The sequence below is a fragment of the Pseudonocardia hydrocarbonoxydans genome (genome assembly GCF_006539565.1).
Taxonomy (GTDB): domain Bacteria; phylum Actinomycetota; class Actinomycetes; order Mycobacteriales; family Pseudonocardiaceae; genus Pseudonocardia; species Pseudonocardia hydrocarbonoxydans.
The window spans coordinates 67,692-77,871 of the sequence record NZ_BJNG01000022.1 but is presented as its reverse complement, the minus strand read 5'-3'; the positions used below and the strand labels follow the sequence as shown (position 1 = coordinate 77,871).

The window sequence follows — 10,180 nt, the reverse complement described above, 5'->3', positions numbered from 1 at the left end:
CCCTAGGGCGGACGTCGGCCGATCTGCGGCTCTATCGTCGGGTCATCGAGATTCGGGACGCACTGCTGGTTCTGCAGCACCGCGTCGACGGCCCGATCGTCGAGGCCGCCCGGTCGCACGTCCGTGCCGAGGGCCCGGAGATCGCAATCGAACCGGCCGTGGTCGCGTGCTGGCTCGCCGTCGCGCTGGAAGCGCCGCGCGGGCAGGCGAACACCTCCGGTTGGTCGGTCGCACCTGAGGCCCCGGCGGAGAACGCCTGGGCGAGCGAGATCGCCTTCCAGCTGCAGCTGGCGTGGTCCTACAGACAGCCTTTCGTCGCGGCGTTCGCCCGGTCGATCCGGCAACCCGTCGTCGCGGGCGAGCGCCCTACCGACCGGATCCGCCGATGACCCCGCCCGAGGGCAGCTACGCCTCCGGCCTGCTCGGCGGCGACCCGACCGCCGAGCGCGAGCGTCTGGGCGGCATCCAGGACAGCGTGGACGGCTTCACCCGGCAGACCCTCGTCGGGCTCGGCCTCGCACCCGACTGGACGTGCCTGGAGCTGGGTGCGGGCGCCGGGTCCATCGCCCGCTGGCTGGCGGAGTGCTGCACGTCGGGCAGCGTCCTGGCCGTCGACACCGACACCGCGCTGTTCGGCCCGGCACGCGCACCGCGGCTGACGGTCCACCGGGCCGACATCACCGACGGGTCCTTCCGACCCGGCCGGTTCGATCTCGTGCACGCCCGCTTCGTGCTCTGTCACCTCCCCGACCGGGACGCGGTGCTCGCCCGGGCCGCCTCGTGGCTGCGGCCCGGCGGCGTTCTGGTGATCACCGATCCCTACCAGCTGCCGCCGGGGACCTCACCGTTCCCGTCGGTCGCCCGACTGATGGCCGCCTACGAGGCCGTGCACGCGGCCGCGGGTGCCGACCTCACGTGGTCGCGCCGCGTCCCGTCCCTGCTGGCCCGCGCCGGGCTGCGCGACGTCGGGTTCGCCGCGCGACCCGGGTGCCTGGGCAACGGAGCGGCGGACCGCTGGCGTCCGCTGCTCGACGCGGCCGCGCAGCGGATGATCGACAGCGGGGCGGTCACCCGGCACGATCTGGATGCCTTCCGGGCCGATCTCGCCGACCCGGCCTTCGTCGACGTCCCGCAGCTCACGCTCGCCGCGTGGGGTCGACGGCCGGCGGGGTAGCCCGCCAGCAGTCCGCGACGTGGTCGTCGACCATCCCGACGGCCTGCATCAGGGCGTAGCAGGTCGTGGGCCCGACGAAGCGGAACCCGCGCCGCTTGAGCTCCCTGGCCATCGCGACGGACTCCGGGCTGGTGGCGGGCACGTCGGCGAGCGTGGCGGGGCGGGTGTGCGACGCCGGGGCGAAGGACCACAGCAACGCGTCGAGCCCGGTGTCGAGGGCGAGCACGGCGCGGGCGTTGGCGATCGTCGCCTCGATCTTGGCGCGGTTGCGGACGATGCCGGCGTCGCCGAGCAGGCGGGTGACGTCGGTCTCACCGAAGCGCGCGACGTCCTCGGCGACGAACCCGGCGAACGCCGCCCGGAACGCGGGGCGCTTGCGCAGGATCACGATCCACGACAGCCCCGACTGGAAGGCCTCCAGGCTCAGCCGCTCGAACAGCGCGGTGTCGCCGCGCAGCGGCCGGCCCCACTCGTCGTCGTGGTAGGCGGTGTACTCGGGCGCGGAGCCCGCCCACGCGCAGCGGACCGGCTCAGACACCCCGCGGGCGCCCCTGGTCGCGGCGGTACTCCTTCTCGCGCCGGTACTCCTTCTCACACTGGCGCGCCATCTTCCGCAGCGACGCCTCGACCCCCGCGCGGAAGGCCGGGCGGACCAGCGGCCAGCCGGCCCGGCCCAGCGGGCCGAGCGGGAGGTCGAGCAGCTCGCTCCACAGGAAGCGGGCGCGCTCGGGACCGAGCTCGACGACCTCGAACACGCCGTCGCCCTTGACGACCGCGCCGGTGTGCCGCACCACGCAGCGCTTGGGCGGGTCCCACTCCACGATCTCCATGGTGTCGACGACGCCGAGCGGACCGATGCCGGTGACCGCCCGCAACGCCGCTCCGAGATGCCGCCCGTCACCCTCGCCGACGACCTCGACGCGCGTGCCGAGCATCCAGTCGCCCTGGCCCGGCCAGTCCGTGACGGTGCGCCACACCGCCTCGGCCGGCGCGTTGACGTCGACCGGAACCGTCAGCTCGACCCTGTTCGTCATGCCGGTGATCCTCCCAGCCCCGCCTCGTCGGCGCTCGCCGCCGGCCGCGACCGGGCGGACTCCAGCTCGGCGATGCGCCCGAGCAGGCCGTCGCGCTCGGCGCCGACGCGGTCGAGCTCGTCGGCGAGGCGGTCGAGCACCCAGTCGACCTCGGCCATCCGGTAGCCCCGCACCGCCTGCGGGAACCGCAGCTCGCGCACGTGCTCGCCGGCGATCTCCCCCGAGGGCAGGCGGGTGGGCGTGGCGTCGGGCGCCAGCGGCGCCAGCTCCTCTCCGCGGCCGAAGACGAGCGCGGCCAGCCCGAAGAACGCCGCCGCGACGGCCACGACGACGAACAGGTAGATCAGCGCGGTCCCCACCCGGTGATGGAACCACGCGACCCCGTCGTCCCGGCCATCGGCGGCCGCTCCGCCACGGGTGCGGCGGTCGTGGACGGCAGCCACTCGCCGCCGATCTGGACGAACTGCGTCAGGTCCCCGCCGCCGTCGACCACACCGCCGTCGATCACACCACTGCGCGCCAGCGCCGCCGCCACGATCTGCCGCGACATGACACCGAGCTGCAGCAGCGAGCGGTTGCGGTGCTTGCGGACGCCGAGGTTGACCTGCGCGAGCGCGTCGAGGCCCAGCCGGGCGTGCGTGTCGAGCAGCAGCCCGATCTCCACGCCGTACCCCGTCGCGAACGGCACGGACTCCAGCAACGCCCGGGTGGCCGCGTACTCCCCGCCGAGGGGCTGCACGATCCCGGACAGCTCCGGGCGCAGCGCGGCCAGCAGCGGGCGCGCCACCAGCTCGGTGACCCGGCCCCCTCCGGTGTCGTTCTGCGTGGTCTCCATCCGCAGCGGGCGCCGGTAGAAGCCCTTCACCAGCGCCACCCCCTGTTCGACGAGGAGCGGCCCGAGCAGGGCGGGCACGAATCCCGGGTCGAAGTCGACGAGGTCGGAGTCCAGGAAGCAGACCACGTCACCGTCGGTGGCGGCGAGCGAGCGCCAGAGCACCTCCCCCTTGCCGGGCAACGGTTCCAGCTCCGGCAGCACGTCGGCGCGGTGCACGACCCGGGCGCCGGCCGCGGCGGCGCGCTCCACGGTGCGGTCGGTCGACCCGGAGTCGACGACGACCAGCTCGTCGACCAGCGGCGCCGGGCCGCCCGTCAGCGGGACGATCGCCGCGACGATCGCACCGACGGTGGCCTCCTCGTCGAGCGCGGGCAGCACGACCGAGACCCGCCGGCCCGCCTTGGCGGCCACCAGCTCGTCGACCGTCCACGCGGGCTCCTGCCAGGTGCGGCGGGCGAACCAGGCCTCGGCGGTGGGCTGCACGGTGCTCCAGGGACTCGCGGGCGGGAATCGGGGGACTCGCGGGTCAGGCCAGTGCGCGGACGGTGCGCACCGGGGCCCGGGTACCCGCGATCGCGGCGACCATGTCCACGGTACGGCGGGTCGCGGCGACCTCGTGGGCGCGGAAGACTCGGCACCCGGCCGCGGCGGCGAGCGTGGTGGCGGCGAGGGTGCCCTCCAACCGCTCGTCCAGCTCCACCCCGAGGGTCTCGCCGACGAAGTCCTTGTTGGACAGCGCCATCAACACCGGCCAGCCCGTCGCCACCAGCTCGTCGACGCGGCGCAGCAACGTCAGGCCGTGGAAGGTGTTCTTGCCGAAGTCGTGGGTGGGGTCGACGAGGATGCCCTCCCGGGGCACCCCCCGCGCCACGAGGTCCTCGGCCTGCCCGACGACGTCGGCGATCACGTCGGCCACCACGTCGGCGTAGCGCACCCGGTGTGGGCGCCGTCGCGGCACCGCTCCCCCGGTGTGCGAGCAGACGATCCCGGCCCCGGTGCCGGCGGCGACCTCACCGAGCGTGGGATCGGCACCCGCCCAGGTGTCGTTGAGCAGGTCGGCGCCCTCGGCCACGGCAAGCTTGCCGACCTCGCCGCGCCAGGTGTCGACGCTGATCACCACGTCGGGGTGGCGGTCGCGCACGGCCGCCACGAACGGGACGACACGGCGGATCTCCTCCGCGGCGTCCACCTCGTCACCGGGCCCGGCCTTGACCCCGCCGATGTCGACGATGTCGGCGCCCTCGGCGACCGCCGCGTCGACCCGCGCCATCGCAGCGTCGTCGGAGAAGGTGGCACCGCGGTCGTAGAAGGAGTCGGGCGTGCGGTTGACGATCGCCATCACCAGCGCGCGGTCCTGGGCGGGCACGCGGGCACCGAATCGGATCACGTCCCGATGGTGGCACGCCCACAGGCGTCCAGCGCGGCGGCGACGTCGGTGGTCACCACGAGGCGGGCCAGCGCGTCGGGGGTGACGAAGCCGCGCTCGCCCAGGCCGCGGACCCAGTCGAGCAGGCCGGTCCAGTGCCCGTCGGGGTCGAGCAGCACCACCGGCTTGTCGTGCAGGCCCAGATAGCCCGAGGTCCACACCTCGAACAGCTCCTCGCAGGTACCCAGCCCGCCGGGCAGGGCGAGGAACGCGTCGGCGTGGGCCTCCATCAGCGCCTTGCGCTCGCGCATGGTCTCGGTGACCAGCAGCTCGTCGGAGTCGTGGTCGGCCCACTCGCGCTCGACCATCGAGCGCGGGATGACCCCGGTCGTCCGTGCCCCGCCCGCGCGCGCGGCCGTGGCCACCGCACCCATCATCGAGCGCAGCCCCCCGCCGGAGACCAGGTCCCAGCCGCGGGCGGCGATCTCCCGCCCCACGTCGGCGGCCAGGGCCGGGTAGTGGGCGGGGATGGTCTCGATCGACGCGCAGTAGACGCAGACCCTCACTAGTGCGCGTCCTCCCACGCCTTGTACGCCTCGTGCACCACCCGCACGGCGTCGTCGACGTCGTCGGTGAGGTGCAGCAGCTTCACGTCCTTCTCCCCGACCTTGCCGTTCTCCAGCACCGTCTTGGCGATCCAGTCGTAGAGCCCGCCCCAGTAGTCGGTGCCCAGCAGCACGACCGGGAACTTGGTGACCTTCTTCGTCTGCACCAGCGTGAGGGCCTCGAACAGCTCGTCGAGGGTGCCGAAGCCGCCGGGCAGGCACACGAACGCCTGCGAGTACTTGACGAACATCGTCTTGCGGGCGAAGAAGTAGCGGAAGTTGATGCCGAGGTCGACCCAGTCGTTGAGCCCCTGCTCGAACGGCAGCTCGATGCCCAGACCGACGGAGAGGCCGCCCGCCTCCGAGCAGCCCTTGTTCGCCGCCTCCATGGCGCCCGGGCCGCCGCCGGTGATCACCGCGTAGCCGGCCTCCGCGAGCGCGGTGCCCAGCGCGCGTCCCTGGGCGTACTCGAGGTGGTCGCGCGGGGTGCGCGCCGAGCCGAACACGGTGACCGCCCGCGGGAGCTCGGCGAGCATCCCGAAGCCCTCGACGAACTCCGCCTGGATCCGCAGCACCCGCCACGGGTCGGTGTGCACCCAGTCGCTCGGGCCGCGGGAGTCGAGCAGCCGCTGGTCGGTGGTGGTCGACTCGTTGCGGCGCTCTCCGCGCAGCACGATCGGGCCCTTCTGCTTCTCGTCGGGGCGCTGGTCCCCACGGCCTGTCATGGGCGTCAGGGTAGTGACGGGCTCAGGACAGGAAGCGCCGGAGTACGTCGACGGCCTCGGTGATCTGGCGGGTGTCGACGTGCTCCTCGCGGGTGTGGGCGAGGTTCGGGTCACCGGGGCCGTAGTTGAGGGCCGGGATGCCCAGTGCGGCGAAGCGCGAGACGTCGGTCCAACCGTACTTGGCGCTGGGCCGCTCCCCGGTCGCGGCGAGGAACTCGCGCGCCGCCGGGGCGCCGAGCCCCGGCAGCGCGCCCGCGGACAGGTCGGTGACGGCGAGCTCGAACCCGTCGAACACCTCGCGGACGTGCTTCTGCGCCGCCTCGGCGTCGCGGTCGGGGGCGAACCGGAAGTTGACGGTGACCACGCACGCGTCGGGCACCACGTTGCCCGCCACCCCGCCGGAGATCCGGACGGCCTGCAGCCCCTCGCGGTAGACGCAGCCGTCGATGTCGACGTCGCGCGCGGTGTAGGCGGCCAGGCGCTGCAGCACCGGGGTCGCGTTGTGGATCGCGTTGTCCCCCAGCCAGGAGCGGGCCGAGTGCGCGCGCCGCCCGGTGGTGGTGATCTCGACGCGCAGCGTGCCCTGACAGCCCGCCTCGACGCCGACGTTCGTGGGCTCGCCGAGGATCGCGAGGTCGGCGACCAGCCAGTCGCGGTGCCCGCGCTCGATACGGCCCAGCCCGTTGCGCTCGGCCTCCACCTCCTCGCAGTCGTAGAACACGAACGTCACGTCGTGCCGGGGCTCCGGGAGGGTGGCCGCCAGGTGCAGGAAGGCGGCGTCGCCCGCCTTCATGTCGGAGGTGCCGCAGCCGTGCAGCAGGTGCCCGTCACGTCGGCTCGGCACGTTGTCGGCGATCGGGACGGTGTCGAGGTGCCCGGCGAGCAGCACCCGGCTCCCCCGGCCGAGGTGGGTGCGGGCGAGCACCGCGTCACCCGTGCGCAACACCTCCAGGTGCGGGGCCTGCTCGCGCAGGGCCGCCTCCACCGCACCGGCGAGCACCGCCTCGTCGCCGGAGACGCTGGGGGTGTCGACGAGCGCGGCGCAGAGGTCGATCGGGTCGGCGGTGAGGTCGAGGCGGGTCACGTCGACCGACGCTACCCGGCGGCGCGCCCGCCGCCCCGCCCCGCCGCACGCCCAGGCGTAGGCCCCTCTCCGGGCCCGCTACGAGCTGCAGTGGGGTGGCTTCACTGCAATCTGGTTGGAGTGAAGCCACCCCACTGCAACGGCGGGAGGGGTGGCGGGCGGGGTCGGGGGCCGGGGTCTGGTGACGGGGCACCGGATACCGTCCTCGGGGTGAGCACCGCACCGCGCCGCGAGGGCGCTTCCGGCACCGGCCTGGCCACCGTCACCCTGGACGCCGACGGGGGCGACGGGGCGGTGCTCGACACCTGGTACCCCGCTCCCGCGCTGGGCCCGGACGCCCCCGACACCGCCGCCGACCTCGAGCCGATGGCCGGCGTCGACGAGGCCCGCGGGGTGCGCACGGTGGTCGTGCGCACCGCGATCGAGTCGCTGTCCGATCCGCCCGTCGACGCCTCGGACGTCTACCTGCGGCTGCACCTGCTCAGCTACCGGCTCGTCGCCCCGCACGAGGTGAACCTCGACGGCCAGTTCGGGCTGCTCGCCAACGTCGTGTGGACCGACCGCGGCCCGTGCCCGGTCCCCGGCTTCGAGCTCGCCCGGATGCGGATGCGCGCCCGGCGGCCGGTGCTGGTGCACGGCGTCGACAAGTTCCCGCGGATGGTCGACTACGTGGTCCCGTCGGGCGTCCGGATCGCCGACGCCGACCGGGTGCGCCTGGGCGCGCACCTGGCCGAGGGCACCACCGTGATGCACGAGGGCTTCGTCAACTTCAACGCCGGCACGCTCGGCGCGTCGATGGTCGAGGGGCGGATCTCCGCCGGGGTCGTCGTCGGCGACGGCTCCGACATCGGCGGCGGCGCGTCGATCATGGGGACGCTGTCCGGCGGCGGGAAGGAGACCATCGCGATCGGGCGGCGCTGCCTGCTCGGTGCGAACGCGGGCATCGGGATCTCCCTCGGCGACGACTGCGTGGTCGAGGCGGGGCTCTACGTCACCGCGGGCACCAAGGTCACCCTGCCCGACGGCACCGTCACGCCCGCGCGCACGCTGTCGGGCCGCGACGGGCTGCTGCTGCGGCGCAACTCGGTGTCCGGCGCGGTCGAGGCGCTCCCCCGCACCGGCGAGGGCATCGCCCTGAACACCGCGCTGCACGCCAACTGAGGAGGCACGCCCGGCGGTCCCGGGCGGCTGACTACGCTTCGCCGTCGTGCCCACCGCTGCCCCCCGCCGTTCCCGACCGGTGTCGGTCGAGACGTTCGACCTGCCCGCCCCGCTGACCGCGGCCCCGTCGGACGCCCCGCCGCACCACGTCCGCGCGGCGCTGGACCTGCGCCTGCGCGCCCTGCTCGAGCACGATCCGGGCACGCGCACCGGCGAGGACATCGAGGACCTGCACCAGATGCGGGTGTCGGTGCGCCGGATGCGGGCTGCGCTCAAGGCGGCCCGCCCGCTGCTCGACCGGGCCTGGGGCGACGGCCTGCGGGCCGAGCTCGGCTGGCTGGGCGGCGCGCTGGGCCCGGTGCGCGACCTCGACGTCATGCTGCTGCGCCTGCGCGGGGAGGTGTCCACGCTGCCGGCCGCCGAGCAGGAGGCCGGGCAGGTGCTGGTCGAGGCGCTGGAGCGCGAGCACGCCGCCGCCCGCACCCAGATGCTCGCCGCGCTCGACGCCCCCCGCTACCTCGCGCTGGTGGAGCGCATCGCCGACGCGATCCGGCTGCCGCTGCCCACGCCGTCGGCCACGCAGGTGCAGCCGGAGCTGATCGACCTCATCCGCACCGAGGCCGCGAAGATGGCCAAGGCCGTGCGCCGGGCCGGGGACGACCCGCCCGACGAGGTGCTGCACGCCCTGCGCATCCACGGCAAGCGTGTGCGCTACACCGGCGAGCTGGTGGCGCCCGCGTTCCGCGGCACCCGCACCGGCAAGGCGATCAAGGAGCTGCTCCGGGCCACCGAGGCCCTGCAGGAGGTGCTGGGCGACCACCAGGACGCCTGCGTGGCCGAGACCCGCATCCGCGAGCTGCTCGACGGGCTGGGCGACGAGATGGACGCCTGGGTGGTGTTCGTGGCGGGCCGGCTGGTGGAGCGCGAGCGCACCCGGGCCGAGGAGAAGCGGGCGCAGTGGAGGGCGGCGTGGGAGCGGGTGGCCGCGGTCAGCCTGTGACCGCCCGGCCGGCGACCGGGCGGTCGCCGATCCGCGCGATCGCGAACCCCTGGAGGGCGCCCGCCGCGAGCAGCACGGCGATCGCGGCCGCGTAGCCGCCTGTCACGTCGATGAGCACGCCCATCAGCACCGGCGCGAGCCCGGCCGCGGTGTAGCCCACACCGAGGGCGAACCCGCTGGTGGCGGCACTCGCCGCGCCGTCGGGGGTGCGCCAGGCGATCACGGTGAGCCCGAGCGGGAACCCGGCGCCCACCCCGATGCCCATCAGCACGACCCAGGTCCACGGCCCGAGCACCGGCGGCATCGGCAGCACCGCGGCGCCGACGGTGCCCACCAGGCCGCAGGCCAGCGTGAGCAGCGCCCAGAACCGCCAGCGCCGGCGCCGCTCGGCCAGCGCCGGGGCCAGCAGCGCGGCCGGGATCTGCGTCACGCTCCACACGGCGAGCAGCAGCCCGGCCTGCGCGGGGCTCCAACCCTGGCCCTCGTAGTACGGCGCGAGCCAGGTCAGCCAGCCGTAGAACATCACCGAGGTGCCGGCCTGGTAGCAGGCCGTCAGCCGGGTGAACGGGTCGCGCCACGGCAGCAGCGTGCGGTCGCCGGTGCGGGGCGGCACCGGGACGCGCCGCGCGATCGGCGTCCACACCGCGACGGCGAGCACCGCCGGGACCGCCCACACCGCCAGCGAGAACGACCAGCCGCCCAGCGCCACCGACAGCGGCACCGCGACCGCGCTGGCCACCGTGGCGCCGATCATCATCGACACGACGTACCCGCCGGTCGCGACGCCCGCCCGGGCCGCCAGGTGCTCCTTGACGACCCCGGACAGCAGCACCCCCGCCAGCCCGATCCCGGCCCCGATGACCAGGCTGCCGCCGATCAGCGCCCACAGCTGCGGGACGCCGCGCAGCAGCCCGCCCACCGCGACCAGCCCGACCGCCCCGCCGAGCGCCCGCTCGCGCCCGAACCGCGCACCCGCCGCGGGCCCGGCGAAGGACCCGACGGCCATCATGAGCACGGCCCCGGCCTGCACCAGCCCGGCGACGCCCGCGGACGTGCCGAGCTCGGCGCGCACCGTCTCCAGCAGGGGCGGGTAGCCGGCCAGCGACGCACGCAGGTTCGCGGCCAGCGCGAGCAGGCCGAGCAGGACCACCCACGGCCGCACCGCCGCGGGCCGGTCGACGGTACTCACGGGAGGA

At 74.9% G+C, this 10,180-nt stretch carries 13 protein-coding genes; 4 read left to right on the top strand and 9 right to left on the bottom strand.

Annotated features, from left to right (window positions below; genetic code table 11):
• Both PHY01_RS26495 and PHY01_RS14985 read left to right on the top strand, forming a co-directional pair.
• Positions 1 to 389 (top strand): DUF6545 domain-containing protein (locus PHY01_RS26495; protein WP_373865360.1); only part of this gene is annotated, 389 nt, incomplete at its 5' end.
• On the top strand, positions 386 to 1,174 hold the full coding sequence (locus PHY01_RS14985) for a class I SAM-dependent methyltransferase (protein WP_141279271.1): 789 nt from the start codon (positions 386 to 388) through the stop codon (positions 1,172 to 1,174). The genes PHY01_RS26495 and PHY01_RS14985, both read left to right, overlap by 4 nt.
• Here PHY01_RS14985 and PHY01_RS14980 read toward each other — a convergent pair.
• From PHY01_RS14980 to dapE, 8 genes are read right to left on the bottom strand one after another with little or no spacing between them, the layout of a single operon-like run.
• Positions 1,137 to 1,712, bottom strand: coding sequence for a DNA-3-methyladenine glycosylase I (locus tag PHY01_RS14980; RefSeq protein ID WP_141279270.1), 576 nt, complete (start codon positions 1,710 to 1,712; stop codon positions 1,137 to 1,139). The genes PHY01_RS14985 and PHY01_RS14980 overlap by 38 nt on opposite strands.
• Positions 1,705 to 2,208 carry an SRPBCC family protein gene (locus PHY01_RS14975; protein ID WP_141279269.1) on the bottom strand — a complete coding sequence of 168 codons (504 nt, stop codon included), beginning with the start codon at positions 2,206 to 2,208 and terminating at the stop codon, positions 1,705 to 1,707. The genes PHY01_RS14980 and PHY01_RS14975 overlap by 8 nt, the downstream gene beginning before the upstream one ends.
• The gene (locus tag PHY01_RS14970; RefSeq protein WP_141279268.1) at positions 2,205 to 2,567 is read right to left on the bottom strand and encodes a DivIVA domain-containing protein; all 363 of its coding nucleotides are present in this window, start codon (positions 2,565 to 2,567) and stop codon (positions 2,205 to 2,207) included. The genes PHY01_RS14975 and PHY01_RS14970 overlap by 4 nt, the downstream gene beginning before the upstream one ends.
• Complete coding sequence (locus PHY01_RS14965) at positions 2,552 to 3,526, bottom strand: glucosyl-3-phosphoglycerate synthase (protein WP_141279267.1); 975 nt, start codon at positions 3,524 to 3,526, stop codon at positions 2,552 to 2,554. The genes PHY01_RS14970 and PHY01_RS14965 overlap by 16 nt, the downstream gene beginning before the upstream one ends.
• 43 nt (positions 3,527 to 3,569) lie before the next feature.
• The gene (folP, locus tag PHY01_RS14960) at positions 3,570 to 4,382 is read right to left on the bottom strand and encodes a dihydropteroate synthase (protein WP_141279282.1); all 813 of its coding nucleotides are present in this window, start codon (positions 4,380 to 4,382) and stop codon (positions 3,570 to 3,572) included.
• A gap of 44 nt (positions 4,383 to 4,426) precedes the next feature.
• Positions 4,427 to 4,975, bottom strand: coding sequence for an LOG family protein (locus PHY01_RS14955; RefSeq protein ID WP_141279266.1), 549 nt, complete (start codon positions 4,973 to 4,975; stop codon positions 4,427 to 4,429).
• Complete coding sequence (locus PHY01_RS14950; protein WP_141279265.1) at positions 4,975 to 5,739, bottom strand: LOG family protein; 765 nt, start codon at positions 5,737 to 5,739, stop codon at positions 4,975 to 4,977. Before PHY01_RS14950 ends, PHY01_RS14955 begins: the two co-directional genes overlap by 1 nt.
• Before the next feature lie 22 nt (positions 5,740 to 5,761).
• A complete protein-coding gene (dapE, locus tag PHY01_RS14945) occupies positions 5,762 to 6,823 on the bottom strand; it encodes a succinyl-diaminopimelate desuccinylase (RefSeq protein WP_141279264.1) in 1,062 nt (353 codons plus the stop codon).
• Between the two features lie 210 nt (positions 6,824 to 7,033).
• Here dapE and dapD point away from each other — a divergent pair, with 210 nt between their 5' ends.
• Positions 7,034 to 7,984: a 2,3,4,5-tetrahydropyridine-2,6-dicarboxylate N-succinyltransferase gene (gene dapD, locus PHY01_RS14940; RefSeq protein WP_141279263.1), complete on the top strand. Its 951-nt coding sequence runs from the start codon at positions 7,034 to 7,036 to the stop codon at positions 7,982 to 7,984.
• Positions 7,985 to 8,030: 46 nt separating this feature from the next.
• The gene (locus PHY01_RS14935; protein ID WP_141279262.1) at positions 8,031 to 8,984 is read left to right on the top strand and encodes a CHAD domain-containing protein; all 954 of its coding nucleotides are present in this window, start codon (positions 8,031 to 8,033) and stop codon (positions 8,982 to 8,984) included.
• On the opposite strand, the gene PHY01_RS14930 is transcribed toward PHY01_RS14935, so the two are convergent.
• Complete coding sequence (locus tag PHY01_RS14930; RefSeq protein ID WP_141279261.1) at positions 8,974 to 10,173, bottom strand: MFS transporter; 1,200 nt, start codon at positions 10,171 to 10,173, stop codon at positions 8,974 to 8,976. The genes PHY01_RS14935 and PHY01_RS14930 overlap by 11 nt on opposite strands.
• Between the last annotated feature and the right edge of the window lie 7 nt (positions 10,174 to 10,180).

Excerpts from the sequence above, each read along its gene's own strand:
- PHY01_RS14985 (WP_141279271.1), top strand. The coding sequence starts at position 386 with ATGACCCCGCCCGAGGGCAGCTACGCCTCCGGCCTGCTCGGCGGCGAC.
- PHY01_RS14975 (WP_141279269.1), bottom strand. The coding sequence starts at position 2,208 with ATGACGAACAGGGTCGAGCTGACGGTTCCGGTCGACGTCAACGCGCCG.
- folP (WP_141279282.1), bottom strand. The coding sequence starts at position 4,382 with ATGGCGATCGTCAACCGCACGCCCGACTCCTTCTACGACCGCGGTGCC.
- PHY01_RS14950 (WP_141279265.1), bottom strand. The coding sequence starts at position 5,739 with ATGACAGGCCGTGGGGACCAGCGCCCCGACGAGAAGCAGAAGGGCCCG.